Annotated in this window: 24 protein-coding genes; 17 read left to right on the forward strand and 7 right to left on the reverse strand. The window is 58.8% G+C overall.

Annotated features, from left to right (window positions below; all coding sequences use genetic code 11):
* Position 1: 1 nt before the first annotated feature.
* From NLU14_RS15085 to NLU14_RS15095, 3 genes are all read right to left on the reverse strand, one after another.
* Entirely contained in the window at positions 2-1,006 is a 1,005-nt protein-coding gene (locus tag NLU14_RS15085) for a FecCD family ABC transporter permease (RefSeq protein ID WP_275707943.1), read from the reverse strand.
* Entirely contained in the window at positions 1,003-1,815 is an 813-nt protein-coding gene (locus NLU14_RS15090; protein ID WP_275707946.1) for an ABC transporter substrate-binding protein, read from the reverse strand. The genes NLU14_RS15085 and NLU14_RS15090 overlap by 4 nt, the downstream gene beginning before the upstream one ends.
* 119 nt (positions 1,816-1,934) lie before the next feature.
* Complete coding sequence (locus tag NLU14_RS15095; RefSeq protein ID WP_275707948.1) at positions 1,935-4,043, reverse strand: TonB-dependent receptor family protein; 2,109 nt, start codon at positions 4,041-4,043, stop codon at positions 1,935-1,937.
* A gap of 155 nt (positions 4,044-4,198) precedes the next feature.
* Here NLU14_RS15095 and NLU14_RS15100 point away from each other — a divergent pair, with 155 nt between their 5' ends.
* On the forward strand, positions 4,199-5,113 hold the full coding sequence (locus NLU14_RS15100) for a YeeE/YedE thiosulfate transporter family protein (RefSeq protein ID WP_275707950.1): 915 nt from the start codon (positions 4,199-4,201) through the stop codon (positions 5,111-5,113).
* A gap of 101 nt (positions 5,114-5,214) precedes the next feature.
* The gene (locus NLU14_RS15105; protein ID WP_275707951.1) at positions 5,215-5,511 is read left to right on the forward strand and encodes a hypothetical protein; all 297 of its coding nucleotides are present in this window, start codon (positions 5,215-5,217) and stop codon (positions 5,509-5,511) included.
* A 177-nt stretch (positions 5,512-5,688) separates the two neighbouring features.
* Here NLU14_RS15105 and NLU14_RS15110 read toward each other — a convergent pair whose 3' ends face one another.
* On the reverse strand, positions 5,689-6,357 hold the full coding sequence (locus NLU14_RS15110) for a TVP38/TMEM64 family protein (protein WP_275707953.1): 669 nt from the start codon (positions 6,355-6,357) through the stop codon (positions 5,689-5,691).
* 197 nt (positions 6,358-6,554) lie between these two features.
* On the opposite strand from NLU14_RS15110, the gene NLU14_RS15115 reads away from it, so the two are divergent.
* From NLU14_RS15115 to NLU14_RS15135, 5 genes are all read left to right on the forward strand, one after another.
* Positions 6,555-8,960: an amylase gene (locus NLU14_RS15115; protein ID WP_275707955.1), complete on the forward strand. Its 2,406-nt coding sequence runs from the start codon at positions 6,555-6,557 to the stop codon at positions 8,958-8,960.
* Between the two features lie 80 nt (positions 8,961-9,040).
* A complete protein-coding gene (locus NLU14_RS15120) occupies positions 9,041-9,340 on the forward strand; it encodes a hypothetical protein (RefSeq protein ID WP_275707958.1) in 300 nt (99 codons plus the stop codon).
* Between the two features lie 88 nt (positions 9,341-9,428).
* Complete coding sequence (locus NLU14_RS15125) at positions 9,429-9,992, forward strand: DinB family protein (RefSeq protein WP_275707961.1); 564 nt, start codon at positions 9,429-9,431, stop codon at positions 9,990-9,992.
* Between the two features lie 101 nt (positions 9,993-10,093).
* Entirely contained in the window at positions 10,094-10,777 is a 684-nt protein-coding gene (locus NLU14_RS15130; protein ID WP_275707963.1) for a cytochrome c peroxidase, read from the forward strand.
* A 123-nt stretch (positions 10,778-10,900) separates the two neighbouring features.
* Positions 10,901-13,045, forward strand: coding sequence for a putative bifunctional diguanylate cyclase/phosphodiesterase (locus NLU14_RS15135; protein WP_275707966.1), 2,145 nt, complete (start codon positions 10,901-10,903; stop codon positions 13,043-13,045).
* A gap of 9 nt (positions 13,046-13,054) precedes the next feature.
* Here NLU14_RS15135 and NLU14_RS15140 read toward each other — a convergent pair whose 3' ends face one another.
* Entirely contained in the window at positions 13,055-13,807 is a 753-nt protein-coding gene (locus tag NLU14_RS15140) for a YiiX/YebB-like N1pC/P60 family cysteine hydrolase (RefSeq protein WP_275707968.1), read from the reverse strand.
* A gap of 143 nt (positions 13,808-13,950) precedes the next feature.
* On the opposite strand from NLU14_RS15140, the gene nrtS reads away from it, so the two are divergent.
* The 3 genes from nrtS to NLU14_RS15155 all read left to right on the forward strand — a co-directional run bounded on the left by nrtS (position 13,951) and on the right by NLU14_RS15155 (position 15,651).
* A complete protein-coding gene (nrtS, locus tag NLU14_RS15145; RefSeq protein ID WP_275707970.1) occupies positions 13,951-14,274 on the forward strand; it encodes a nitrate/nitrite transporter NrtS in 324 nt (107 codons plus the stop codon).
* A gap of 70 nt (positions 14,275-14,344) precedes the next feature.
* Positions 14,345-14,707, forward strand: a complete 363-nt coding sequence (locus NLU14_RS15150) for a glutaredoxin domain-containing protein (protein WP_275707972.1) — start codon at positions 14,345-14,347, stop codon at positions 14,705-14,707.
* Entirely contained in the window at positions 14,707-15,651 is a 945-nt protein-coding gene (locus NLU14_RS15155) for a DUF3179 domain-containing protein (protein ID WP_275707974.1), read from the forward strand. The genes NLU14_RS15150 and NLU14_RS15155 overlap by 1 nt, the downstream gene beginning before the upstream one ends.
* Before the next feature lie 26 nt (positions 15,652-15,677).
* Here the strand turns inward: NLU14_RS15155 and NLU14_RS15160 are convergent, their stop codons facing one another.
* Both NLU14_RS15160 and NLU14_RS15165 read right to left on the reverse strand, forming a co-directional pair.
* Complete coding sequence (locus NLU14_RS15160) at positions 15,678-15,920, reverse strand: zf-HC2 domain-containing protein (RefSeq protein ID WP_275707976.1); 243 nt, start codon at positions 15,918-15,920, stop codon at positions 15,678-15,680.
* The gene (locus NLU14_RS15165) at positions 15,914-16,534 is read right to left on the reverse strand and encodes an RNA polymerase sigma factor (protein WP_275707978.1); all 621 of its coding nucleotides are present in this window, start codon (positions 16,532-16,534) and stop codon (positions 15,914-15,916) included. Before NLU14_RS15165 ends, NLU14_RS15160 begins: the two co-directional genes overlap by 7 nt.
* Positions 16,535-16,754: 220 nt before the next feature.
* Between NLU14_RS15165 and NLU14_RS15170 the strand changes: the two genes are divergently transcribed.
* The 7 genes from NLU14_RS15170 to NLU14_RS15200 all read left to right on the forward strand — a co-directional run bounded on the left by NLU14_RS15170 (position 16,755) and on the right by NLU14_RS15200 (position 26,324).
* The gene (locus tag NLU14_RS15170; RefSeq protein WP_275707981.1) at positions 16,755-18,944 is read left to right on the forward strand and encodes an FAD-dependent oxidoreductase; all 2,190 of its coding nucleotides are present in this window, start codon (positions 16,755-16,757) and stop codon (positions 18,942-18,944) included.
* 85 nt (positions 18,945-19,029) lie between these two features.
* A complete protein-coding gene (locus NLU14_RS15175) occupies positions 19,030-19,992 on the forward strand; it encodes a radical SAM protein (protein WP_275707984.1) in 963 nt (320 codons plus the stop codon).
* A 423-nt stretch (positions 19,993-20,415) separates the two neighbouring features.
* Positions 20,416-21,819, forward strand: coding sequence for a sodium:solute symporter family transporter (locus NLU14_RS15180; protein ID WP_275707987.1), 1,404 nt, complete (start codon positions 20,416-20,418; stop codon positions 21,817-21,819).
* A 9-nt stretch (positions 21,820-21,828) separates the two neighbouring features.
* On the forward strand, positions 21,829-22,764 hold the full coding sequence (locus tag NLU14_RS15185; RefSeq protein ID WP_275707990.1) for a metallophosphoesterase family protein: 936 nt from the start codon (positions 21,829-21,831) through the stop codon (positions 22,762-22,764).
* A 150-nt stretch (positions 22,765-22,914) separates the two neighbouring features.
* The gene (gene ectA, locus NLU14_RS15190) at positions 22,915-23,430 is read left to right on the forward strand and encodes a diaminobutyrate acetyltransferase (protein ID WP_275707993.1); all 516 of its coding nucleotides are present in this window, start codon (positions 22,915-22,917) and stop codon (positions 23,428-23,430) included.
* A 131-nt stretch (positions 23,431-23,561) separates the two neighbouring features.
* Positions 23,562-24,830 (forward strand): diaminobutyrate--2-oxoglutarate transaminase, encoded by a 1,269-nt coding sequence (ectB, locus tag NLU14_RS15195; RefSeq protein ID WP_275707994.1) that lies wholly within the window; start codon positions 23,562-23,564, stop codon positions 24,828-24,830.
* A 51-nt stretch (positions 24,831-24,881) separates the two neighbouring features.
* Positions 24,882-26,324 carry an aspartate kinase gene (locus NLU14_RS15200; RefSeq protein ID WP_275707996.1) on the forward strand — a complete coding sequence of 481 codons (1,443 nt, stop codon included), beginning with the start codon at positions 24,882-24,884 and terminating at the stop codon, positions 26,322-26,324.
* The last annotated feature ends 30 nt before the right edge of the window (positions 26,325-26,354 follow it).

A 26,354-nucleotide genomic window follows, 5' to 3' on the forward strand; every position in this document is an offset into this window, starting at 1 on the left:
CTTATGCGCTCCGGGGTGAAGTTCGGGAGTTGAGCAGATAGATCAGCCAGGGTGCCCCGACAAGGGCCGTCAGCATACCCACGGGCAACTCCTGGGGGAAGGCCAGCTGTCGTGCCAGGATATCGGCTGCCAGCAGCAACAGCCCTCCAAACAGGGCGCTCAGGGGCAGCCAGTGCTGGATCTGGTTGCCGATCATCCTCCGGGCGATGTGCGGTGCCACCAGGCCAATAAAGACGATGGGGCCGGTGAAGGCAACCAGGGAGGCGGCCAGCAGCAGGGACAGCAGCAGAAAAATCAGGCGCCACCGCCCGACGGCCAGCCCCATGGCCAGCGCCAGGTCATCATCAAGTTGCAGCAGGCGGAATGGCCGCTGCATGACAAACAGGGCGCCGAGTGGAATCAGCAGCCATGGCAGCACCATTTGGAGCTGCAGCCACCCCCGCCCCATCAGGCTGCCAGCCAGCCAATAGTAGAGCTCCGCCGCCTCTGCCCCGGAAACCAGCAGCAGGCCCGTGGTCAGTGCGGTGGCCAGCGAGGTGACCGCTATTCCGGCGAGCACCACGCGTTCGGGCTGAAGTTGTCGCCGACCGGCGATGGCAAAGGTGAGCGCACCGCCCAACAGGCCACCGGCAAGGCCCATCAGCGGAAGCCAGAGGGCGCCGGGTGTGCTCAGGGTGCGAAGCGAAACCACCGCCAGGGCGGCGGATGCGATCACGCCTGTCAGACCGGGGGATGCCAGGGGGTTGCGGGTGACGCCCTGCATGACCGCACCGGCAGCCCCGAGGGCCGCACCGCCGAGAAGGCCGAGCAGATTGCGTGGTAAACGCAGCTCCAGGACACTGATGCGTGTCAGCAGATCACTGTTGCCGTTCAGGACAGCCAGTAACATTGTCGGGGACACCCAGCGGGATCCGGCCATCAAGCCAACGAAAAACAGCAGTGCCAGGAGCAACCCGGTTGCTCCGTAAAGGGTGAATGGGCGAGTGGCGGATCCGTCACCCATCATTTGTCGGCGTCTGTCGGCGTTGTGGTCAGCAACAGCCGCTGGATGTCGTCAAGGATCCGCTCCCTGGCGATGGGGCCCGCGCCTTCTTTCCAGTACTGCGGAACCTCATGGACGTCGTTATTGCGCACTGCCTTGAGGTAAGGCCAGATCGGGTTCATCGTGAATGCGCGCTGACGGCTGGTGGGCAACAGCAGAATGGTGTCCGGGTTAAGCTCCAGCAGTGCTTCAAGGCTGATCCTGTAGCCCAGCGGGATGCCACTGTCGGGATTGGGCGGCGCCCCCCCGACATTATCAAAGCCCAGGCGTTCCAGCAGCGCCGTCGGCAGAAAATGGTCGTAATAGACAAAGGGGGTTTCACTGCCGCTGGTCAGGAGCGCCACCGTCTCGGTGTCCTTCCCTGTATTGCCCTTGGCGAGCGCTTGCAGGCGGTCCATAAAGCGGACGTTGAGTTCCGTGGCTTTTGCCGGTGTCCCCAACGCCTGCCCAACGGATTCCACGCCCCGCAAGCTGTCCTCAACCGTGATCAGGTCCAGGGCCAGCAGCGGGGCAATGGCTTCGATCTGGTCACCGTCTTTCTCGGTATAACGGCGAATGGCGATGACCAGGTCCGGCTGGACCGACGACAGTACTTCCAGGTTTGGCTGATGTCGCGGGCCGAGGCCCGGAACACCGGCTAACCGCGACGCCAGGTAATCCGGCACCCCCTGGAGTCCATAGTCGGTAACCGCAACCGGTGCGGTATCCAACGCCAGTGCGACATCGGCGCCGAAGGTTGATATCGCAGCGGGGCGGGTTGCCGGTTCGGACAACCGCAGGGTCTCCCCGCGGTCATCCGTCAGCCGGATGCCACTGTCACCAGCCAATCCCGAAGCTGGTGATAGCAGGACAACGAGCAGGATCCTTGCGATCCGGTTCCGTAAACAGGCCATCAGAAGTCGAGCTGTGCCTCAAGGATAAAGCTGCGGCCGGGCTGGGGCACACGACCAACCGGGCTGACGTCCACGCCCCGGAAGTAATAATCCTCGTCCAGCAGGTTGTTGACGGCCAGGCCCAGGTTCAGCACACGATCACCGCCAACCGGGAAATCGCGGCCGACCCTGGCTGTGACCAGGTGGTAGTCCGGCAGCTCGCCGGCGCTGCCATTACTGGTTTCCTCTTCCGTATTGTCCGCATCGCTGAAGCTGGAGCTGACGTACACCCAGTTAAGGCTGGCATCCCACGCCTGGTAGCTGTACACCGCATCGGCGCTGACTTTATGGGTCGGCGCGTTGGGCAGCTCATTGCTTTCGTTGTCACCGGTCCGTTGCTCGGTGTCAAGGTAGGTATAGCCCAGGCCCAGTTCCCACTGGCTATTCACGTCCCAACGGTTCGAAAGCTCGACACCCTGGTGCCGGGTTTCGCCCAGGTTCTCGAAACGGCTGGTCGTGCGGTTAAACTGAATCTGATCCTCATAATCGATGCGGAACAGGGTTGCGGAAGACTGTAGGGCGGGTGTGACCTGCAGGCGTGCGCCAAGCTCGTAGTTCCAGGCCGTTTCATTGGCGACGGTGCCCTCGCGGGTGGTCTGGGCGATCTGGACCGGCACAAGTGAGCGCTGGCTGTTGGCAAAGACAAACAGGTCATTGGAAGCCTGATAGCCCACCGTCAGGCCTGGCAACAACTTCTCCGCATGATTTTCCTCGCTGTTGCCATTGAGGTTGTCGCGGAATTCCATATCGACGTCTTCGTAGCGCAGGCCCGGCATCACCGTCAGGCGGTTGTCCAGGAAGGACATGGTGTCACTGACGTAAAACGCCTTGGCCCGAGTGTCCAGGTGCCAGTCGCGGGCCACGGAACGGGTACCGGAGGCAAATTCCAGGCGATTGACGTCGAACTCCACATCCTCGCTGACAAAGCGGGCACCCAGCATAATGTCGTGACGGCCGTAGTTGATGGCGATTCGTGGCTCAGTGCCGTAGACGGTGAACAAACGCGGTGAATCCGCCACATGGGTGGAGTCCGCCCCCGGATCCGCCCAATGGCCGCCACTGATGAGGTCCTGGCCGAAGAAGAAGGTGCGGTCGGCATCGTGCACGAAATTGCGCCACTGGAATTCCACGTTGTCGGCCGGCGTGTAGGTCCAGGTAAAGGTGGCGCGGGTCATGTCCGCTTCGTATTTGTCGTGGGGGCGCTGGCTCTGGGTGCGGTCCTGCTCGTAGGCGTCAGGGGTCAGGGCGCCGGGAAGTTCGGCATCCACACGGTAATATTGCAGCTGCGAGGCCAGTTCGTGCCGGTCGTTCAGGTAGTAGCGGGCGTCCAGGATCAGGTTGTCCACTTCGGTATCGGAGTGATCGCGAAACCCGTCACCGCGCTGGACGTTGGCCTGGAGCTGCAGGTCGAGCTTGTCGGTAGCCCGGCCGCCGACACGATAGTAGGTGTCGGTGAAGACGTTACCGGTTTCCTCCGCGATAGTGACCCGCTCACGAAGGGTTTGGGAGGTTTCCGCTGGAATCGGTTTGGTCACGAAATTAACAACACCGCCCACGTTGTTGGGGCCGTAGTGAACGGAGGCACCACCGCGGACAATATCCACGGCTTCCAGGCTCGGCAGGGTGACCGGGAAGAGGGAGACGCCAACGTTGCTGTATGGCCCGATGGCAATCGGGTAACCATCCACCAGCATTTGCAGCCGCTCGCTGCGCAGCGGGTTCAGGCCACGCACGCCGATGTTGGGAAGAACCCCGGTGCCGGTTTCATCCAGTACCTGAAGGCCGGGAACCCGGCGCAGCGCGTCCTCCAGATTAAGCGCACCGCGATCCTGGAGGTCTTCCTCCTCAACCACGGTTCGAGCTCCGGTGTAGGTCTTTTCGGACTCTTCGGTGGGCGGCCCCAGCCAGTCAGCGGTGACCTGAAGGCCGGGCAATTGGGTCGGCGCGTCATCCTGCCCCTGTGCGAGGACAGACGTCGTACCAATCGCCAGAAGTGACACGGGGAGCAGGGCTATGGCAACAGACAGTGGGTGCCGACTCAGCGGCTTTGAATATTCGGATTTCGACATCGGGTTCTCCAGCATCCGCTATAATTTTGCGCACATGATACTGATAATAATTCGTATTACAATTGAAATAGAAAAGCATACTGATTCGCGAGCCCCTGGGTAACATTTACCCTGTTCGCGTGTCCTGACCTTCAGGCTAAGGACGCAGGGTTCCCATGTTTGCAGTTGTGATCGCATTGACCATTGCCGCAGTGATTGGCTACACCGCCCAGGTAACGGGCCTTTGTATGGTTCGTGGCGTCCACGACTGGCTCCAGGGGCGGCGTTTGCGCCTGACGGCCATTCTCATGGCTGGATTCTGGATTTACCTCTTCACCCCCCTGATCGAGTATCACGACTATTTCTTTCTGGCGGTCTACCCCTTTCACTGGTCTATCCCCCTGGGCGGATTTGTGTTCGGGGTTGGGGCGGCCATCAATGGTGCCTGTTCGATTTCCACGGCGACGCGTCTTTCCAGTGGAGACCTGCGCATGGTGTTGACCATGCTGGGCTGGTTGGCTGGATGGGTGTTGCTGATCGTGGCAGACGTGGAGCCGGACCTGCGCAGAACGACCTACCAGCTCGGGCTGCTGCCCTGGTTTGCCGTGGGCGCCTTGGTGCTGGCTTCGATACTGGTTTACTGGAAGTTCCGCAATCGCTGGCGACTGTGGAGCGGCATCATGCTGGTCGGTATTTTTGCCGGCGCCCTCTTCCTGTATGAGCCGGCCTGGTCGCCCAGCGATTTTGTGCGGGACGCGGGGCTGAACCTGATGACCGGCATCTCGTCACCCCCCTCGTTTTCCCGAGCACTGATTCTGGTTGCCATGTTGCTGGGTATGACGGCAGGCGCCTGGCGTTTCGGGCGCTTCCGGTGGGTGTTGCCCGCCGCCGGCGAAACCGGAAAACACCTCAGCAGTGGGCTCTTGATGGGAATCGGATCGGCGCTCGCGCTGGGGGGCAATGATTTCCAGCTGTTGCTGGCCCTGCCCGCGCTGTCCCCGGCCAGCCTCTCCGCCCTTGCCGGCATGCTGGCGGGGATCTGGGTTGGTGTTCGGTTAACCAGACGGGATACTAGCCATCAAACATTGTAGCGGTTCATTCATCCCGAAATGGGCTGGTCTTGTAACACTTTGCCGCCTCACGCGTCAGTACTCCGTGAGACACAAAACGGCGCTGCCGTTGGAGGCATGTTATGAAAGCTGCGTTACTGGTTGTGTTTTCCCTGCTCTGGTCCGGTTCCGCTCTCGCCCTGGTGGCGGGCGCTGAGCCCGGTTACCTGAATTATGACTATCCCCCGGCCCATGCTGGCGAGCCGTTCAATCTCCTGCGAACAGGTTCGGTGGTGCAATCAGGCATCTATGAACCGGGCTATGTGAACTACCGTCATTCCTCATCGGACAAAGAGCTGAAGTCCGCCCACACGGGCAAATGGCTGGCATCCGGCGTGTTCGAACCAACTTATCTTAACTACTGCATTGACTCTGTGTGACCGCTGCATTGTTGGTCGGGTCACTGACCCCTTGGGTGGACTTGTCTCCACCCTTTTTTATTGCTTCCCCGACAACCCAGGGCCGGTCCTGGCCCCGGCAGCTGAAAAGACCACAGCCGAAACTGGTCACACGGGACCTGCCTTGTCAGGCCGGCGAATGGGAAGTCCCTGTCGTTATTAGTGGAGGTGCAGCCAGCGGGCCAGCCGGGAGTCCGGGTGCCGGCTGATTGACCAGGGCAGCCATACCATGACGGCCAGTATCGCCAGGCCCGCGATCACCGCAAGCACCGGATTCAGTTTGAAGGTGTTCCCCAGCCCTGCAAACACCAGTGTCATTGGCAGCATGCCGGCGAAAGTCGCCACGGCAAAGCGCCAGGCATGTATCGCGGTGACGCCGGCGGCGTAACTGATGAGGGCAAAAGAGAAAATGGGGATCAGCCGGGTCAGCAGGATGGCGATAGTGAGAAAGCGCTGGGAGCCATTCCGGGCGAGGACCGGGTTGTCGGGAAACTTGCGGTAGATCGCCTCGCGCCCCAGGCACCTGGCAATCCAGAACGCCGCCATGGCACCGATCATGGCACCGGTTGCCGCAATGGCCGTTCCCGCGAGGATCCCGAAAGCGAGCCCCGCGGTGGCACTTACAGGCAGAGTGGGGATCGGGCCCACCACAACCGCAACGATCATCAACAGTATCAGCAGCAGAGGCCCGGCAGCGCCCTGGCTTTGCAGCCATTTTGCAAGGATGTCCGGTGAGAGGTCCGAGGGTATTCCCAATATCTGCAGCAGCCACCAGGCGCCCGCCAGGGCAGCGGCGACCACAAGCACGATGGCGATTCTCAGTGTCATTCAGTGTTCCCGTTTATCGCCGGAAATGATGTCTCAGGGACAGACCCGCCAGCTCATTGTTACAGGGCCTGTCACAAAGATCACGCTGCCCCGGAAAAAACTGACCAGATAATGTCTCTTGCGCTGTAACAGTTGCACTTCTCATGTGTCGGTATCCGTGAAACGCCAATAATCAATGCCCCAGGAACGATTGGGCAGTGGATAACCGGAACGGAGAGCGCGACAAGATGACTCGACACTACTGGATGGGTGGAAACCGGTCTTACGAACAGGACCGGTTTTTTGAGCAACACCTTGATAAATCCCTGTGGCAAAAGGCGGATGGCCCCGAACAGTGGGACGCCTGCTGGTACACCGGCATGCCGGACCCCGAGTATTTCAGCCAGGTTGGGCCGGGCCGGAAAATCAATCACATACCCGGCAACGCGGCGCTCACCGTCAAAAGTCGGCTGTACCGCAGCCTGATGGAGCTGCGGGAAAGGGTGCAACGGCAGGACAAAGGCAGCGGGCATCTCACAGATCGCCTGGCATTCGTGCCCCGGATTTTCTCCATGCCCGAGGATTACCACGATTTCCAGGAAGCGGCGCTGGAGAATCCTGGCAAGCGCTGGATTCTCAAACCCAAGAACGCCGCCCGTGGCAAGGGCATTCGCCTGGTTGATGATCCAGCCGATGTGCCCATGGATTCCTCCTGGATGGTTCAGGAATATCTTGAGAATCCCCACACCATGCACGGCCGGAAATACGTCCTGCGTCTTTATGTGCTGGTGTCTTCGGTTTCACCGTTCCGCGTGTATCTCTATCACCAGGGGTTTGCCAAGCTGGCTTCGGCACCCTATGACGAGGATAACGCCAATAACCCCTACAGCTACCTGACCAATCCTGACGTCAATGCCCTGAACCTTGACGCCGAGATACCGGTGGAGTTCGTGGATTTCGACCGCTACCGGGTCTGGCTTCGCGAACAGGGGCATGACGATGAGGCGCTGTTTGCCAGAATTGAAGACATGGTTGCCCTGACCTGCCTGGCAGCCCTTGAACCCATGCGCGAGCGTTCCCGGGTCGTCGGCGCCGACACTCGCGGCTGCTACGAACTCATGGGTATCGACTGTCTGATCGATGAGAGCCTGAAGCCCTGGATCCTGGAATGTAACCTCAGCCCCTCCCTGGAAGTCTGTGCCGGCCCCGACAGTGGTGGCGACATTGAGGAAGGCATCAAGGGAGCGCTGGTTGCGGACATGGTTGAAATGCTTGGCCTCAACCGTCCTGTCGGTAACGAGGCCGACGGCTCCATGGTGGAACGGTTGGTCCGGGAAACCCAGGCCGAAACGGCCAGCAGCGGCGGCTTCAGGAATCTGATACCGGGGAAGGATCCATCGGCTTACCTGCCCTTCATGGCCCTGCCGAGACTGTCTGACTGGGTGGTCGCCCAGGCCCTGTCGGACCGCCCCCTGAAACAGCCCCGCTTCGAACGGTGGGTGGCCGAGGAGACCTTCAGCGAAGACCTGGTTTACCTCTATGACACCCGTCTTGGCCACCTGAGTAGCCTGAACGAGACCGCCTCCCTGATCTGGTTGATGGCCACCGAAGGCGCAGGGCCGGACGACATTGCGGCGGCACTGGTGGATGCCGCACTGAAGAGTACCCCGACGGCGCCCGATGCCTGGACTATCCGCAATGATGTCTGGAATACGCTGGCGGATTGGATCAATAACCGTTTCCTGGTCCAGTCCGAGGGGGAAACGGCTGAGCGGGCTGCTCCGGAATCAAGCCGGGCGTCGTCTTCGGAAGCGTCCGCCACGATATCAATGGTGCTGTCCTGTGGTCGCTTTCGTGCACGGTTTTTCACCGACAGCGCACCGCTGGTCAGTCGGATTGAGAACCTGCTTGAACCCATGGCGGTTGCTGACGAGTCCGGAATGGACTCGCTTCCCAGGCTCGAAGTGGTCCGGGATACGCCGGGCTTTACGCTGATTCTCGATGGCCAGGTGATCCGTTCCCGGTTACCGCTTTCGGCTGTCGCCCCGGCGCTTGCCAGTTGCCTGGCAACCCATGCCGCCGGACACGATGACATTGCCATTGATGCCGGTCTGCTCGCCGGTTCCGATCAGGATTCCCCGATGTTCATGGTCAGCCATACCGAGCCGTCCCTGCGTGACGCGCTGACACTTGCTCTAGCTGCTCAATGGCGCGTCGAGTACGACCGTGGGGCACTGCTGCAGGCGGCGGATGAGTACCGCGTGGCAGGGCTGGGGTTACCCCTGCAGGACACCGCCCGGGAGGGCCTGTTTGTGCCTGCGCGGGCAGGCCTGACGGGCAACCTCGGCCGGGTACCCGCGGTGCTTGTTCCTACGGAAAATCCGCTCCAGAACAAAAGCGGCGTGCAGGCCATGGCTGTGAACGAGACCCTCAGGCATTTGATTTCCAGCTGTTGCGGCGAAGACGGGCGGCCGCTGGATACCGATGGCTTCACCAGGCTGGCGGGCTGGCTGGAAGGCCGCGACCGCTACCTGGTGGATATGAACAATCTGGAGGCTGCCGCTGCGGCACTGTCCGGGCGGTGTTTCGAGAAAGCACCGCAAAAGGAATCCGGGAGTCTTTGAACGCTTGAGTTCTTTGCTCCGGGTATAGGGAGGCCGGTTAAGAAACCTGGCCGTCACGTTAAAACCAAGGAGGACACATTATGTCCAGAGAAGCACAGAAACAGAGATTGCTCGGTAAGCTTGCCCGAGGGATGGCGTACACCGGCCCCGTGTTTGCAGTCGTTATGGGTGCCTCGGCGTTCAACGTCTCGGCCGCTGAAGTCACAGCCGAACCGGGTTACCTGATGCTTGCCGCCGGAGAGGCGGAAGCCGAGGGCGAAGCCAAGGGTAAAGGCGAAGCGGAAGGTAAAGCCGAAGGTGAGGCTGAAGGAGAAGCAGAAGGCGAAGCAGAAGGTGAGGCTGAAGGAGAAGGCGAGGCCGAAGGAGAAGTCGAGGGCTGAGCAACAGATCGGTGTGGGCACGGGTAACGCTTGTGTCCACACGGTCGCTTTCAGCACTTAACGGACCAATAGAGAACGGATCAATACCATGACACAGCCAGTTTCAGACGAACGCCAGGTCGCGAACGACATTGTTGAAGAAAATGCCCGGGCCATAGGGCAACTTGTCGGCCTGCTGGAAGCCTTGCCCGGGAACCTCTACCGGCAATGCTTTGGTCACAGGAAGCAACACGTGATTGGTAAGCATGTCCGTCACATCATCGATCACTACAGCGCCCTGTTGTCAGCAACGGCCTCTCCCGGAGCATTGCTCGACTATGAGAACAGGAACAGGGATCTGTCGCTGGAGACGGATCGGCGGGCCGGAGGGAGCCGTCTGTCGGACATCCTGCGGGAATTGCGTGACCGATTTGGGGCGGAGTATGCCAGCGAACTTGCCATGCTGCACAACAGCGATGGCCAACGGCAGGTGGTAACAACCAGTGTGGAACGTGAACTGGTTTTCCTGGCCAGCCACACCATTCACCACATGGCCATTATCGGCATGCTGGCCGAGCAGGCTGGAGTGGAGGTCGATGCCGAGTTTGGAGTCCATCCCTCGACCCTGCGGTACCTGCAAAGGCAGACGTCGGGCTTGGCGATAAGCGCCTGATCGTAACAAAAGCAAAGCGCGGCCGGGGTGTCCGTGCTTCAAAGGCCTGCTTGAGAGGCCCGCACCCTGAATAACGAAAAACACGACCGGAGGTGGCTAATATGTCCACAGACAAGAACCGAAAAGAACTCTTACGCAAGTTGTCCCGAAATCTCATGGTGTCTGTTCCCATGATGACAGTGGTGGCAGTTGCCGGCTTCAACGCTGGCTCAGGTTCTCCTCTCGGGCTGATCCCTTCCGCCGAGGCCGCACAAGGCGAGGCGGAAGGCGAAGCCAAGGGTGAAGCGGAAGGAGAGGCAAAAGGTGAAGCGGAAGGTTCCGCCAAAGGGGAAGGTGAAGCCGAGGGCAAGGCTGAAGGTGAAGCAGAAGGAGAGGCCGAGGGGGAAGCTGAAGGCGAGGCTGAGGGGGAAGGAGTATCCGCCAGTCTCAAGAAAGCGGTTCGCCGGCCTGAGGGCTACACACCCTATCAGGGCAATGTGGCCGATCTGAGGGCCCAGGGGGAGAAACTGTTCAACGATACCAGCTTGTCTTCAAATGGCCTCTCGTGTGCCACGTGCCATGCAAACGGCGCGGGCTACAACGCTACCTTCAAGAATGAGTATCCTCACACAGTGGCCATGGGCCAACGTGATTTCGGCATGGACATGGTGCACCTGGATGAAATGGTTCAGATCTGCATGGTGGCACCGATGGCCGCCGAGCCTCTTGGTTGGGGCTCTGAAGAGCTGGCTGCGTTGACCGAGTACTCCCGGGTGGAACAGAAAAAGTTTATCGACAAGCAATAACGTCGCTTTGCATCGGTGAGTCTGCTGTCGATCCTGGGTGGGGCCAAAAACCCCACCCTTTTTTGTAATTTACCTCCGTGCCGGGTGTCTCTCTGGAAAGGGCAGCGAAATGGCGAGGGAAGTATGAAACCGGTCGTTGGGCTAGAAGCGGAAATGATCAGCGAAGACATGGCCGCGGAGAATCAACCGCTTTCAAGGCGCTCTTTCCACGAGTGGGCAAGACAGCTCTCCGACTGCCGATTGTGCCGTAATCTGACGATGGCCGCTTTTGTCGCCATCCTCGCCATTGAAGTGGCGATTCTTATCCCGTCCTACCGCAATTACGAGGAAGACCTGTTGAGTGTGCGGGTGGATGTTGCCAGTCAGGCGCTCATCACCTTCCTCAAACATACCCGAAGCCGGGAAATAAACCCTGCCGCGCTTGAAGCCCTGATTGCCAGCAGCCCGCTGGTCGGGGTTTCGCTGCAACGGGACGGTACCAGGTATGAGGCCGGCGAAACCATCGAGTCACCGCATCCCGCTGACGGAGTGCTGCGAGACGCATCAAGAACGGCACAGGGAATGATTGACCTGTCCTGGAGTTCCGATCCGGCCCTGTCGGATTATGAGGTTCTGGGGCGGGTGGATGTCAGCGATGTGCCCTCGGAACTGGTTGCGTTTGTCTTTCGGATCCTTGGTCTTTCCCTGCTTATCGCGGTGTTTGTGACCGCCGTTGCCATGTTCGTTGTCGACCGTATGATGCTGTCTCCGTTGTTGAGGCTTAGAGAGCGGATTTCCCGGGCCGGGGATGACGCCGAGCATCCATTGAAGTATCTCATGCCCACCGGACGCCGCGATGAATTCGGCGAGGTGGAAGGTGTCTTCAATAGCATGCTGAAGCAGAATGCCTCCTACCTTGCAAAACTCAAGTTGCTGAACCGGGAGCTCGACCAATTGCTGGACCAGCGAACCCAGACCCTTCGGAGAACCGAGCAGGAGCTGGAAATCCGCACCCTGTACGACCAGTTGACCGGGCTTGCAAACCGGAGCCTGTTCGAGGAGCAACTGGACCGTCACTTCGGTCAGGGTCATGCCGACAAAGAAGCTGTTCTGGTTCTTGGTGTCAATGACTTCCAGACCCTGAACGGCCTGGCTGGCCATGAAACCGGCGACCGGGTGTTGCAGGAAATTGCCCGGCGGATAGCCGGCTTCAGCATCGACCACGGCCATGTTGCCCGCCTGGGCGGGGACGTATTCGGATTACTGGTGGGAGAGGTTGGCCGAATCCCGGCAGAAAGTATCGAAGCGCGGATATCCGCGATCATAGAAGCCTGTGAAAGGCCGGTTCAGGTTGGCGGGAAAAGCTATGAATGCGAGGTCAGTGCGGGGGTGGCCGTCACCCAGCTGGACGGCCAGGACGCCAGAACCCTGCTCAGTCACGCGGAAATTGCGATGCATCGGGCGAAGAAGTCACCGAGCCAGCGGGTGCAGTTCTTTGCATCGGAATTCGGAGAGCAGGTCCTCCACCGCCAGGAAATGATTCGCAGCCTGAAAGTGGCCATCCAGAACCAGCAGTTCCAACTGTATTACCAGCCCCAGTTTGATCGGCTGAGACGGTGCACTGGCTATGAGGCCCTCCTTCGCTGGCATCATCCCGTACTTGGGGCGGTATCGCCGGCGGAGTTCATTCAGCTGGCTGAGGAAACCGGGCTTATCGTAAGAATCGGTGACTGGGTCCTGGAGCAGGCGGTTATCACCCTGAAACGCTGGGTTGATCAGGGGTTCATGGGGCGTATTGCGGTAAATGTGTCCGCCATGCAGCTGCACGACGAGGGCTTTGCCGACCGGATTTCGGATTTGCTCCGGCGCTATGGTGTCACGGCCCTCCAGCTGGAACTGGAAATTACCGAAACCGCGTTGATGGACGATGTCGAGCGCGCCATGGCTACCCTGAGCCGATTTCGCGAATTGGACCTGGCGCTGGCGGTGGACGATTTTGGTACTGGCTATTCATCGTTGGCGTATCTCAAAGCGTTGCCTGTTTCCCGTATCAAGATCGACCGCACCTTCGTGACGGGCTTGCCTGACAACGAGCAGGACGAGGCCTTGTGCAAAACCATCATTACCATGGCTCACGCCTTGGGTTGTGAGGTCATTGCCGAAGGCGTTGAAACCGAAGCGCAGGCAGGCTGGCTGGCGTTGGCCGGCTGCGACGAACTGCAGGGGTTTTTATTGGGTAAACCCGGCCCGCATGGTTTCCGGGACAAGGCTGATTCCGATAATGGGTGAGTTGGCGGCTCACTCCGCCCACTCAAACTCCCGGTAGTCAAACCCCTGTTCCAAAGTGGGTTTGATGATGTCGAAATAGGGAGAGGCGTCGAAATCCCGGGGCGCGAACAGGGAATGATGGCGAACCCGAAAATACTCCCGCCTTTGGGCGTCGCAATCCGGGTCGTCCTCTGATTCCGACAGGCTTACCGGCAGTATCGGGTAACGGATGGCCTGGAACCCTTGGGCAATAAACGTGGAACAGATCGCCCGGGTAGGATCGCCACTACCCAGCGCCAGCATTGATCGGCGATAGCGGGTGGGCACCGGCGGTGTCGGGCAGAGGTAGCGTGCCAGGTCCCAGACGTTTTTCATATCGTACTGGTGCCCGAGCCGACTTTTCGAGTAGTCAACCAGCTTTTCGATATCCTCATCACTGAGTCCGATTGGCCGGCAGATGCGGGTGTGGGTGTGCCGATAAAACGACAGCGGCAGCGAACGAATACCCTCCTCAAGATCCGCTTCGACCAGTACATGCGGCTCGTCATCATCACCCGCTTTCAGGCCTGCATTCGGGCCCAGATACAGGGCCGCATGGGACCAGGTGGACTGTGTCAGATACATGATGGCGGTACTGATTCTCGTATTGCCCTCCACCAGAAGTACGTCGCCTGGCCTGATGGAGGCTTGCATGGCTTCCCAGGTGGATGTGCGCACCGAATGCCGGGTGACCTGTTTCGAGAGGTAAGCGGCCAGCCGCCGCGATAGCCAGTTTAGCAACATCGTTTGTTCCGGTTGTTATTGGGGTACCTTCGATGGCAGAGACAAACAATCGGAGATACTGTTACAACGCTTGGTTGTCTTTCTATGCTGTTGCGGGCGATGACCATTTGCAATAGTTCAATCTTTTCATCCGTGAGGCATTCATGTCACTTTCCCGATTTGCACACCCCCTTCGCCACTGCAAGGAAGCTTGTGAGCTGGCGGTCAGCCACGGTACTCCGGTTCGTGCCGCCAAGCTGGCTCTGGTGGTTGGCACCCTGCTTGTCTTGATCAATCAGTGGGAGGCCGTCGCGGGGAAATCAGATATGGACTGGCTCAAGGTGTTGCTGACGTACTGTGTTCCCTACCTGGTATCCACCTATACCAGCGTGAGTAAGGATCTCCATCTGCTGCGTCAATCCCGTGTCGCGGAACAGGAGGTGCATCGGGAGGCAGAAAAAACAAGGTTCCAGAACCCACCGCTGTAACACTCGTAGCCATTGGGTGTCAGTAACCCCAGAGCAAGGCTGTTGCAGGCCGGCCAGAGGGGTAGCAACCATGTTTTCAGTGCAGATCAGGTTACCTGTTGCCTTAGGCGCGTTTCTGATGGCCATGTTACCGGCCGTTTGCGGCGCAGCCGAGGTTTACGAGAAGCCACCAGATCGGGCTGTTCCACCGGTGGCGCTGTTTTCACAGCCGTTCTGCCCCGGATGCGAGGCGGCGAAAGATTATTTCCACACCAATGACATTCCCTATGTTGAGTTCGACATAGTGGCTTCTACCCAAGCCAGAACGACGTTTGAGCGTCTTGGCGGTCGGGGGACGCCGCTGTTATTGATTGATGGTCATCGAGTGCATGGTTTTTCGATACCCGTGGTTGAGCAGCGTTTACAGGCGGCAGGTCTCCTGGAGGAAAACTGATGACGATGCAAAACCGGGTCTTTTTCATGCTGTCTGTGTTACTTCTGGTGGCCGCTCGCCCGGGCCTGGCCCAGGAGAAAAATGGGTTTGATTTAAGCAATGCGTTGATACCGGTGGATGACATCCACAGTGGTGGGCCGCCCCGGGACGGCATCCCTTCGATTGATAATCCGAAGTTTGAGCCCGCGGATGGGGCGTTGCCCTGGCGGGACGATGACCTGGTCATGACCTACGACCAGGGGCAGGAACGGTATGCGTTTCCCATCGGTATTCTGAACTGGCACGAGATCGTCAATCATGAATCCGGTGGGGAGCCCGTGCTCATTACCTTTTGCCCATTGTGCGGCACTGGTATGGCCTTTGACCCGATGGTTGATGGTCGTCATTTAACCTTTGGCGTTTCCGGGCTGCTCTATAACAGCGACCTTCTGATGTACGATCACCAGACCGAATCGCTCTGGTCACAGATTGAGGGCCGCGCCATTTCCGGCCCCCTGGCTGGCACCGAGCTGGAGCCGGTTGCCATTCGCCATGAGCAGTGGCGGAAGTGGCGGGGGCGGGTTGGTGATAACGGGCGAGTGCTTTCCACCGATACCGGCCATCGCCGGAATTACCGCCAGTCACCCTATGGTGACTACGACCACTCCGAACGGCTGTATTTTCCGGTGTCCAGCACCAGCCGGAAATATCACCCGAAGACCTGGGTTCTGGGCTGGACCCATAATGGCGAAAGCAAGGCCTGGCCTTTTCCGGAGCTTGCCAATCATGGTGACCGGATACTGGAGGACCAGATAGGAGGCAAGAAGGTCAGCGTTCATTTTGACGCAGACGTACCTTCCGCCGAGCTAAGGGACGAATCGGGTAAATTACTCCCCGCTACCAGGGCCTTCTGGTTTGCCTGGTATACCTTCCATCCCGAAACCCGGATATTTGAAGCCGATTGATTCTTCAGGAAGTGGCTGCCGGCTCATCAGTTCTTTTTCGCGTTCAGGGCTTGAGCCACCTGTTCATCAATGCGGCGGACCAGCTCAGGGTCCGGTTTGTAGGAGGAGTGGGCCTGTATAAGGTCGGTGCTGGCGCGCAGGTTACCGATAAATGAGCGGCAGTCCCTGCACATCATAAGATGCATTTTTACCGACAGCTTCTGTGCCGTGCCCAACTCGTTATCAATGTAGTCACTGGCAATCCTGGCCAGATCTCGACACATCAGCATTCGCCCGTCTCCTGAAAGGTTTCCACCATAAGGAATATCTTTTGCCTTGCACGGTGTAAAAGTACACGAAGGTTAGAGGCGCTGACATCCAGAATGTTACACACATCGTCGGATTTATGCTGGTGGGCTTCGTAAAGCATCAGGGCGGATCGTTGTGTTTCCGGGAGCCGGGCAAGATGTTGGTCCAGACAGTCGCTCAGGGCTCCGTTTTCCATGAGCGACTCGGCATCCTCCTCGAACCTAAGGCTCGGTGGCGTTGCCCAGCGGCCGTTGGGGGCAAAGCGATTTGCCAGTTCCGGATCCAGGGATTCGGAAAAGTCAGCGCTGACTTCCCGTTTGTTTTTCCTGAGATGATTCTTTGCCCGGTTGGCCACAATCCGGTGCAGCCAGGTTTTCAGGCCAGACCGGCCTTCAAATTTCTGGATGGCGTCTATGACGGTCACCCAGCAATCCTGTACGGTTTCCTCGGCGGAAGCACTATCGAGGTAGTACCTGGCCACCGCCATCATGCCGGGCGTATAGAGCCGCACCGCCTTTTGAAAATCAGCTTCGCTTCCGGACCTCAGGCCCTGAATCAGGATACTTTCATCGGACTGATGCGTTGCGGTTTCCATTCCGTATACCCCCGGGTACACCTGCGTTAGAGCGTTGTTATAAAGATGTTATTGGACATCCAGAACCGGCTGGACAATGGTATGTCCATTCGTAAGGCCATTAGTTCCGGCATTGATGAGTAACTGTTCAAAAAGTTTAGACGGAGGTCGCTGTAACATCCAGCGCCTCGCAGTGTCTTTCAGGGCAGCCCACTTTTATTCTTAACCAATGGATTTAGCCATGAACTCCAAAAAGCTCATTCTGCTCCTGGTCATCGCTGCCCTGGTTGTACTGTTTATCGGCTTCGGCGGCCACGAGATACTGACCCTGGAAAACCTGCAGAAGCATCAGTCGTCCATTGAGCAGTGGATCAGCCGAAACCTTCTGGTGGCCGTCCTTGGCTTTGCCGCCATCTATGTGGTTGTCACCGCGCTGTCGCTTCCAGGTGCCGCCATCATGACCCTGGCTGGCGGCGCTTTCTTTGGCAACCTGTATGGTTTGATGGCCGTGTCCGTGGCGTCGACCATTGGTGCCTCTCTCGCCTTCCTGGTGGCAAGGTTCCTGGTGCGCGACACCCTGCGGGAAAAATACGCGGAAACCGTCGCAAAAATGGACCGTGGCATCGAAAAGGACGGCGCGTTCTATCTGGCGACCCTGCGGCTGGTGCCGGTGTTCCCTTTCTTCCTGATCAACCTGACCATGGGCCTGACGGCCATGAAGCTCAAAACCTACGCACTGGTGAGCTGGGCTGCAATGTTGCCGGGTACCTTTGTTTATGTGAACGCGGGAACCCAGCTCTCACAGATCGAGTCCACCGGCGACATTGTTTCCGCTGAATTGCTGCTGTCTTTCGCGCTCCTGGGCCTGTTTCCTCTGATTGCCAAGTTTATTGTTGGCTTCATTCGCAAGCGCCGGGTGTATGCCGGCTGGCAGAAACCGGAGTCGTTCGACTACAACCTGCTGGTGATCGGTGGTGGCTCCGCGGGCCTGGTATCGGCCTATATTGCCGCTGCGGTGAAGGCCAAAGTGGCGCTGATCGAGAAAGACAAGATGGGCGGTGACTGCCTGAATACCGGCTGTGTGCCGTCCAAGGCACTGATTCGCAGCGCCAAGGCTGCGGACACCCTGCGCCATGCCAGTCGCTACGGCCTGGAGTCGGTGCCGGTGAAAGGCTCGTTCCGGAACATCATGAACCGGGTGCAAGACGTGATCGCCAAGGTGGAGCCCCACGATTCACCTGAGCGCTATCGTAAATTGGGTGTTGACTGCATCTCCGGCAGCGCCAGTTTCGTATCCCCCTGGGAGCTGGAAGTGGTCCATAACGATGGCCGCACCGAGCGCCTGACCGCCCGCAGTATTGTGGTTGCCACCGGTGGAAAACCGGCGGTCCCGCCGATTCCGGGGCTGGCCGAAATGGAGCCGCTGACCTCCGACAACCTGTGGTCGCTGGACACCCAGCCGGAACGGTTGCTGGTGCTTGGCGGCGGCCCCATCGGTTCCGAGTTGACCCACGCCTTTGCGCGGCTTGGCAGCAAGGTGACCCAGGTGGAAATGGGTGAGCGGCTGCTGGCGAAGGAAGACAGCGATGTGTCCGAGGTAATCCGAAAGCAGTTTGAACAGGACGGCATCGACGTGAGACTGAGCCATGCTGCCAGAGAGTTCGCCGTCGAGGACGGAGAGAAAGTGGCGTACTGCGAGCACAACGGCGAACGCGTCAGGATCCCGTTCGATCAGGTTCTGGTGGCTGTTGGCCGTGCCGCCAATACCACCGGCCTGGGGCTGGACAAAATCGGAGTGGAGACCCTGCCCAACGGCACCGTGCCGGTGGAAGAAGACATGAGCATGCGCTTTCCCAACGTGTTCGCCTGTGGCGATGTGGCCGGCCCCTACCAGTTTACCCATGCTGCCGCCCACCAGGCCTGGTATGCCGCAGTGAACGGCCTGTTTGGCCAGTTCAAACGCTTCCGGGTGGATTACCGGGTCATGCCCTGGGTAACCTTCACCTCGCCGGAAGTCGCCAGGGTTGGCCTGAGTGAGGCGGAAGCGAAAGAGAGGGGCGTGGCCTATGAGGTGACCCGTTACGGCCTCGACGACCTGGACCGCGCCATCGCCGAGAGCGAGGACTATGGCTTCATCAAGGTGCTCACGCCGCCGGGCAAGGACAAGATACTGGGCGCTGTGGTGGTAGGCATGCACGCTGGTGAAATCCTGGCGGAATTCACCCTGGCTATGAAGCACGGCCTGGGCCTGAACAAGATTCTGGGTACCATTCATCCCTACCCGACCTGGAACGAATCGGCCAAATACGCTGCCGGCGAATGGAAACGCGAACACGCGCCGCAGGGTATTCTCAACCTGCTTGAAAAGCTTCATGGCTGGAGCCGTGGCAAACAGCGCCACGACAAGGCCGTAAACGAAGCGACAACGTAAAACAAAGAAAGCGCACCGGCGGTGTAACGCCGGTGCGTCAGGTTTGTCTGTACAAAGAGATTCACTGTATTAACACGGAGCAGCTATGCCCCTGACTGAAACCGCCGAAAGACGTATTCCCGCCGTGGAAGTGCTGGAACCCAGGACCCGCGACAGCTGGACCCACACCCGCAACGGCGAGCCGCGCGGCTACATTGACTCGGACAAGCTCAAGGAGCTGTGGATTCACACCGGCACCGCCTGCAACCTGGCCTGCCCTTTCTGCCTTGAAGGTTCACACCCCGGCGATGGCCGTATTCCCGGCATGAGACTGAGCGACGTGAAACCGTTTATCCACGAAGCGCTGGAGATGGGGGTTGAGCAGTTCTCCTTCACCGGCGGTGAGCCGTTTGTGATCCGTGATTTCGTGAACATTCTGAACTACGCCAGCCACCACCGGCCCTGCTTCGTGCTCACCAACGCCACCGATCCTCTGCTGAAACGTCGTCACCAGGTGTTGCCGTTGCTGGACAACCCCTACCCGATCCACTTCCGCGTCAGCCTGGACTTCCCGGACCGCGCCCGCCACGACGTGGACCGGGGCGAAGGCAGTTTCGACAAGGCCCTGGAAGGCATCCGCTGGCTGGTGCACCAGGGCTTCAAGGTATCCATCGCTCGCCAGACCGACCCGGATGAGATTCCGGCCGATGTGGAAGCGGCTTTCCGTGGCATATTCCGTGAATGGAGCATTCCGGAAAACCTGGCCTTTACGGCCTTCCCGGATCTGGGTACGCCGGGTTCTGAGGACGGTAGTCCTGAGATTACTGAAACCTGTATGGAGAAATACCCTACCAGGGAGGCCCGTTCTCACTTCATGTGTTCGTACACGCGGATGTTGGTGAAGCGGGGAGACCGGGTGCGGGTGTATGCCTGTACGTTGGTGGACGACGATCCGCAGTATGACCTTGGGGGGACGCTGGCTGAGAGTATGGATGAGCGCATTATGTTGCGGCATCACCGGTGTTTTTCCTGTTATCGGTATGGGGCTAGTTGTTCGGCGCCCGTTTGATTTTTTGGGCTTTGGGTGGTGGCTTTTTAGGACTGGTTGCTGGGGGTTGGCGGCCTGGGGGTGGTGTTTTATTTCCTTGGGAAAAAGAACTCGCTGCGCTCAGACACCTTTTTCCTGGCGGAAATAAAACACCACCCCCAGACCGCGGTTGGACTACTGCAATTCGTTGGTTAAAAGACTAACTGCTTTGACCATGGCTGCTGGGCCCGGGAGATCGGGGACGGCATGGCGACATTGATGACAGAGGCAGTGGTGGAGGGGGTTCAAAAAATGTGGAGCGCCAGGGATGGCGCGACCAAGCCCCCCATGGATGGGTTCACGGGCGTTTTTTTGAACCCCCTCCACCACTGACTCAGGCACCCAAAGCCCGAAGTAACCGAACCAGCCCCGGATAGTAAATAAAGAACGAGGATAGAACAGACAATGAACTTTACGGAAGCTTCCCTGTTTTGGGGATTTTTGGTGGTTTACGGGGTGGTGATGTATGTGTTGTCGCCGAAGAGTAAGAACGCCAATTCTTTCTACAAGGGGGCGGATGACCAGGGAAATCCCGTGGGGCAGTGGTCGCTGACGGCGAGTATTTTTATCAGCTGGATCTTTGCCAAGTCGGTCACCAATGCTGCCAACCTGGGTGCTGCCTATGGTGTGACCGGCGGGCTGGCGTATGCCAGTTACTGGCTGTCGATTCCCGTGGCTGGTTACATTATTTACCTGATTCGTACCCAGACCGGTGCCCGCAGTCTGCAGGATTTTCTGACCTCCCGGTTTGGCCGGTTCGCAAGTCTGGCGTTTGCGGCTGCCATCCTGATTCGGCTGTATAACGAGGTCTGGAGCAATACCGCCGTGGTTGGCGGTTACTTCGGGCTTCCGGGTGAGTGGGAGTATTACAGCGCTGCCATGCTGTTTACCGTGTTTACCCTGGCCTACAGCCTCAAGGGCGGTCTGCGCTCGTCGATTTTTACTGATGTGATCCAGGCCTTTGTGTTTGTGTTTTTTGTCGGGGCAGTGCTGTTTCTGATTGTGCCGGCCAATGACACCAGTGCCCTGCTCACTAACGGCGAATTCAGGCTCAACGCCGGTTTTGACCTTTTGCTGGTGGCGCTTCTGCAGATGTTCAGCTATCCCTTCCATGATCCCGTGCTGACTGACCGGGGTTTTGTGAACAAGGAGAAAACCATGCTGAAGAGCTTTGTGGTGGCTGGGCTGCTGGGCTTTGTGGCGGTGTTTATCTTCAGTCTGGTGGGTGTGCATGCCCGCTTGAACGGTATTGAGGCGATGGGCAACGCGCCGGCGGCGGTGGGGCAATCGCTGGGGCTGGCGGCGCTGTTCTTCATGAGTGTGGTGATGATGACATCCGCGGGCTCAACGCTGGATTCCACTTTCAGCTCACTGGCCAAGTCCTTGGCGATGGATCTGCCGCGGCTGGCGAAACGGGCGAAAGACCGGTTGCCGAGTGTGCGTGTGGGTGCGGTGATCATGATTGTCTTTGCATTCCTTGGGAACCTGCCGATGTTTGCGGGCACCGATATCCTCAAGGCCACGACCATCTCCGGCACCATGGTCATGGGGCTGGCGCCGGTGTTCCTGTTTTATGGATTTACCCGCTGGTCGCCCTGGAGTTTCCACCTCAGCTTCTGGACCGGGCTTGGCCTGGGGGTGTTGCTGGCGGTGGGATTGGTTCCGTCCAGTTGGGCAATTGGCGATGGCAAATACGCCATGCTTTTGGGTGTCAACGCTTACGGTTTCCTGGTCTGCACGGCTGGTTTCTTTGTGCCCCTGGTCCTTCGACGGCTTGCCGGGCGATCGCTGGCGGCGGGTGAAGCATAGGGGGATACTATGAGTGAAGGTCGCAGCTGTCCGCTGGCGTATCGCTACAATCCCGCTTCGCTGCAGGTCAATGGGGACGTGCTGTATGTGGTCGGTGGTCTTTATGGGAACCCCTATGCCCTGGACGAAATTGAGCAAATGGCGCTGGCGGAGGAGCGCCAGGGGCATCGGGTAACGCTGGTGTTCAACGGGGATTTCAATTGGTTCAATGCCAGCGACAGCCTGTTCCGCGAGATCAACAATCGGGTGCTGGACCACACCGTCAGCCTGGGTAATGTGGAGTACGAACTGGCCAACCCCAGTGCGGGCGCCGGCTGCGGGTGTGCCTATCCGGATTTCGTGGATGAGGGTGTGGTTGAGCGTTCCAACGACATCATGGAGCGACTGCAGGGTGTGGCCGGGGAGCACCCGGACATCCGCAAACGTCTGCTCCTTCTGCCCCGGTATCGTTGCCTGTTGTTTGGAGGCCTAAAGGTTTTGGTGATTCACGGAGATCCCGAATCCCTGGCTGGTTGGGGGCTGGCCCATGAATCCTTTGTGGCCGGCAACGAATCGAAGCTTGCGGAATGGTTTGGGGTGTCCGGCGCTGATGTGATTGTCTCCACCCATACCTGCCTGCCGGTGCTCTGGTCCGGCCTGGTGGAGGGGCGCAGTTGCGTTGTTGCCAACAACGGCTCGGCGGGGATGGGTAACCTGTTGCGGGACTCACGGGGCCTGATTACCCGCATAGGGTTGACCAGCCCCGTGGCTGAGCCGGTTGCCGGTCTTGAGCGCCAGGGGCTTAGCGTTTCCCTGGTGCCGGTTGCCTATGATCTTGGCGCCTGGTTGCCGCAGTTTGACAGGCTCTGGCCGGCCGGTTCGGCAGCGGCCGTGTCTTACCGGAAACGGATCGTTGGAGGGACGTCTTTGGCCGCCAGGGACATCACTTTCCCCGTTCTGGTTTAACGGAATTGTCACTGGCAGATGGTGCAATAGGGTCTATTCTGAAGGTGTAAGGCAGAACTTGTGCCTGGCGTGTCCCGGAAGGCCGACTTGAAATATATTTTGTGGTCTATATAATTTAACACTAACTTTTTGAGACGAACCGATCACGTTATGACATCAGAAGGCTCGAATACCACCGCCATCAGCCTCCGGACACCGGTCAAGGATGATGGCTTCAGGCTCCACCAACTGGTCGCGGAGTGCCCGCCGCTGGACCCCAACTCGATCTACTGCAACCTCCTGCAGTGCAGCCACTTTGCCGAAACCGGCGTGGCGGCGGAGATAGACGGCGATCTGGTCGGCTTTATTTCCGGATATATTCCCCCTCAACAGCCCGAAACCGTATTTGTCTGGCAGGTTGCCGTTCACGAGAAAGGTCGTGGGCAGGGTCTGGCCAAACGGATGCTGAAGGCGATTGTGGCCCGGGACGCGTGCAAGAACGTGACCCATATGGAAACCACCATTACCGAAGACAATGAGGCTTCCTGGGCGCTGTTCCGGTCCTTTGCCCGTGACATGGGTGCCGAGCTCACCTATCACGAGCACTTTGAGAAAGACACCCACTTTGGCGGCAAGCACGACTCCGAGTTCCTGCTCCGCATCGGGCCTTTCACAAAGCCGGCGTAACCGCCTTCCCGAACGACCGATACCCCTGTTTGGACTGGCCGGCAGATTGCTGAGGTGAATCTGTCACAACGGCTTCAACCAACGTGCCACCGCACAGCTACCTCGAACCTGACATGCTAAGAGGCAAGACCATGGAACTTTTCAAGTCGACCGAATCCGAAGTACGTGTTTATTCCCGTGCCTTTCCGGTGATTTTTAACCGTGCCAAGAACGCGCACCTGTACACCGAAGATGGCAAGGAATACCTGGATTTTCTCGCCGGCGCCGGATCACTGAACTATGGCCACAACAACGACATTCTCAAGAAAGCGCTGCTCGAGTACATTGAAAGCGATGGTGTCAGTCAGGGCCTGGACATGTTTACCACCGCCAAGCACGATTTTATTGAGTCCTACAAGAAGCACATTCTGGACCCCCGCGGCCTGAACTACAAAATGCAGTTTACCGGCCCCACCGGTACCAACTGTGTGGAAGCGGCCCTGAAACTGGCCCGCAAGGTGAAAGGCCGTAACGGCATTGTTTCCTTCACCAACGGCTTCCATGGCGTCACCATGGGTGCGGTTGCTGCCACTGGTAACAAGCATCACCGGGGCGGTGTCGGCACCCCACTCGGCAACGTGGACTTCATGTTCTATGACGGTTATCTGGGTGAGAACGTGGACACCCTGGAGATCATGGACAAGGTGCTGTCTGACGGCTCGTCCGGCTTCGAACTTCCGGCTGCGGTAATTGTCGAGGCGGTCCAGGGCGAAGGTGGCCTGAACGCGGCTCGTGCCGAATGGCTGCAGGGGCTCGAGAAGCTGTGCAAAAAGCACGACATACTGCTGATCGTTGATGATATCCAGGCCGGTAATGGCCGTACCGGCGAGTTCTTCAGCTTCGAGTTTGCCGGCATCAAGCCGGATATCGTGACCGTGTCCAAGTCACTGAGTGGTTACGGCCTGCCCATGGCGCTGGTGCTGTTCAAGCCGGAGCTGGATGTCTGGGGGCCGGGCGAGCATAACGGCACTTTCCGGGGCAACAACATGGCCTTTGTTACCGCACGGGCGGCTGTTGAGACCTACTGGAAAGACGATGCCTTCGCCAATGAGGTGAAAACCAAGACCCAGGTGCTGGGCGACGGGCTGCAGGCTATCTGTGACAAGTACCCGGGCGAGTTCAAAATGAAGGGTCGGGGCATGATGCGTGGTATCGAAGCCACTCACGCCGAGCTGACCGACAGGATTACCAGCCGTGCCTTTGAGAAGGGGCTGATTATTGAAACCAGTGGCCCCAATGACGAAGTGATCAAGTGCCTGATGCCGCTGACCACCAGCGAAGATGATCTGCGCAAAGGTGCTAAACTTCTAGCAGAAAGCGTGGATGAAATCATGCAGGAAGGAATGAGCAAGGCGTCCTGAGACGCCTGCCATCTCCCCAAATTCATTCTGCAGGATAACGACGGTAACACTATGACTAGCGAACAACATACCGTAGAGAAGATTGGCGGCACCTCAATGAGCAACTACGAGGCGGTGCGCGATAATATCATTCTCGGCGGGCGCACAAAGGACGACCTCTACCAGCGTATATTCGTGGTCTCCGCCTATGGTGGTGTCACCGATGAATTGCTGGAGCACAAGAAAACCGGAGAGCCGGGCGTTTACGCCCTGTTCGCCGATGCGGAATCGGACTGGGCCTGGGGTGACGACCTCACCAAGCTGATCCAGTTCCTGACCGACATCAACGGCGACCTGTTCCCGGACCCCATGCTCAAACAGCAGGCGGACCAGTTCATTACCGACCGGATCGAAGGTGTTCGCGGTTGCCTGATCGACCTGCAGCGCCTGTGTTCCTATGGCCAGTTCCAGCTCGAAGAGCACCTGCTGACAGTACGGGAGATGCTGGCCGGTATCGGCGAGGCCCACAGTGCGTTCAACACGGCCCTGAAGCTCCAGCAGGAAGGCATCAACGCGCGATTTGTGGACCTGACCGGTTGGCGCGATAACGAGTTGCTGCCGCTGGACGAAAAGCTCAAGCAGGCCTTCGATGCGGTTGACCTGACCCGTGAGCTGCCCATCGTCACCGGCTATGCCCAGTGCAAGGAAGGCCTGATGCGTACCTTCGACCGAGGCTACAGCGAAATGACCTTCAGCCGGGTGGCGGTGATCACCAACGCCCGCGAGGCGATTATCCACAAGGAATACCACCTCAGCTCTGCCGACCCCAACATCGTGGGTGCGGACAAGGTAGTGCCCCTGGGCCGTACCAACTATGACGTGGCCGACCAGCTGGCGAACCTGGGAATGGAAGCCATCCATCCCCGTGCTGGCAAGGGCATGCGCCAGAATGAGATTCCGCTGCGGGTGATGAATACCTTTGAGCCGGAACACACCGGTACCCTGATCACTGGCGATTACGTCAGTGAAAAGCCGCAGGTTGAGATCATTGCAGGCAACAAGGGCGTGTTCGCCATTGAGGTGTTTGACCAGGACATGCAGGGTGAACCCGGCTCCGACCGCCGCATTCTGGAGGTGCTTGGCCGCTTCAAGGTGCGCTTCGTGTCGAAGGACACCAACGCCAACACCATCACCCATTACGTCGACAGTACCCTCAAGCACGTCAAGCGTGTGGTCAGGGCGCTCAAAGACGAGTTCCCTAACGCGGAAATCAGTACCCGCAAAGTGGCAATCGTGTCGGCCATTGGCAGCGATATCAAGATTCCTGGCATCCTGGCGCGGTCGGTCAAGGCCCTGGCGGATGAGGAAATCAGCATTTTGGCCCTGCACCAGTGCATGCGCCAGGTGGACATACAGTTTGTGGTGGATGAAGACGCCTACAAGAAGACCATTGTGGCCCTTCACGGTGTGCTGATTGAGCCCTACAACCACGAGTACGCCATCGTCGCTGCATAGTCCGGTCAGGGAATCCACGGCGCAGTCCCG

Origin of the sequence: Marinobacter iranensis (genome assembly GCF_029207565.1) — a bacterium.
Classification (GTDB): domain Bacteria; phylum Pseudomonadota; class Gammaproteobacteria; order Pseudomonadales; family Oleiphilaceae; genus Marinobacter; species Marinobacter iranensis.

Bases quoted from the DNA above. Each gene is read 5' to 3' on its own strand.
- NLU14_RS15085 (WP_275707943.1), bottom strand. From the start codon at position 1,006: ATGATGGGTGACGGATCCGCCACTCGCCCATTCACCCTTTACGGAGCA.
- NLU14_RS15095 (WP_275707948.1), bottom strand. From the start codon at position 4,043: ATGTCGAAATCCGAATATTCAAAGCCGCTGAGTCGGCACCCACTGTCT.
- NLU14_RS15100 (WP_275707950.1), top strand. From the start codon at position 4,199: ATGTTTGCAGTTGTGATCGCATTGACCATTGCCGCAGTGATTGGCTAC.
- NLU14_RS15105 (WP_275707951.1), top strand. From the start codon at position 5,215: ATGAAAGCTGCGTTACTGGTTGTGTTTTCCCTGCTCTGGTCCGGTTCC.
- NLU14_RS15110 (WP_275707953.1), bottom strand. From the start codon at position 6,357: ATGACACTGAGAATCGCCATCGTGCTTGTGGTCGCCGCTGCCCTGGCG.
- NLU14_RS15120 (WP_275707958.1), top strand. From the start codon at position 9,041: ATGTCCAGAGAAGCACAGAAACAGAGATTGCTCGGTAAGCTTGCCCGA.
- NLU14_RS15125 (WP_275707961.1), top strand. From the start codon at position 9,429: ATGACACAGCCAGTTTCAGACGAACGCCAGGTCGCGAACGACATTGTT.
- NLU14_RS15130 (WP_275707963.1), top strand. From the start codon at position 10,094: ATGTCCACAGACAAGAACCGAAAAGAACTCTTACGCAAGTTGTCCCGA.
- NLU14_RS15135 (WP_275707966.1), top strand. From the start codon at position 10,901: ATGAAACCGGTCGTTGGGCTAGAAGCGGAAATGATCAGCGAAGACATG.
- NLU14_RS15140 (WP_275707968.1), bottom strand. From the start codon at position 13,807: ATGTTGCTAAACTGGCTATCGCGGCGGCTGGCCGCTTACCTCTCGAAA.
- nrtS (WP_275707970.1), top strand. From the start codon at position 13,951: ATGTCACTTTCCCGATTTGCACACCCCCTTCGCCACTGCAAGGAAGCT.
- NLU14_RS15150 (WP_275707972.1), top strand. From the start codon at position 14,345: ATGTTTTCAGTGCAGATCAGGTTACCTGTTGCCTTAGGCGCGTTTCTG.
- NLU14_RS15155 (WP_275707974.1), top strand. From the start codon at position 14,707: ATGACGATGCAAAACCGGGTCTTTTTCATGCTGTCTGTGTTACTTCTG.
- NLU14_RS15160 (WP_275707976.1), bottom strand. From the start codon at position 15,920: ATGCTGATGTGTCGAGATCTGGCCAGGATTGCCAGTGACTACATTGAT.
- NLU14_RS15165 (WP_275707978.1), bottom strand. From the start codon at position 16,534: ATGGAAACCGCAACGCATCAGTCCGATGAAAGTATCCTGATTCAGGGC.
- NLU14_RS15170 (WP_275707981.1), top strand. From the start codon at position 16,755: ATGAACTCCAAAAAGCTCATTCTGCTCCTGGTCATCGCTGCCCTGGTT.
- NLU14_RS15175 (WP_275707984.1), top strand. From the start codon at position 19,030: ATGCCCCTGACTGAAACCGCCGAAAGACGTATTCCCGCCGTGGAAGTG.
- NLU14_RS15180 (WP_275707987.1), top strand. From the start codon at position 20,416: ATGAACTTTACGGAAGCTTCCCTGTTTTGGGGATTTTTGGTGGTTTAC.
- NLU14_RS15185 (WP_275707990.1), top strand. From the start codon at position 21,829: ATGAGTGAAGGTCGCAGCTGTCCGCTGGCGTATCGCTACAATCCCGCT.
- ectA (WP_275707993.1), top strand. From the start codon at position 22,915: ATGACATCAGAAGGCTCGAATACCACCGCCATCAGCCTCCGGACACCG.
- ectB (WP_275707994.1), top strand. From the start codon at position 23,562: ATGGAACTTTTCAAGTCGACCGAATCCGAAGTACGTGTTTATTCCCGT.
- NLU14_RS15200 (WP_275707996.1), top strand. From the start codon at position 24,882: ATGACTAGCGAACAACATACCGTAGAGAAGATTGGCGGCACCTCAATG.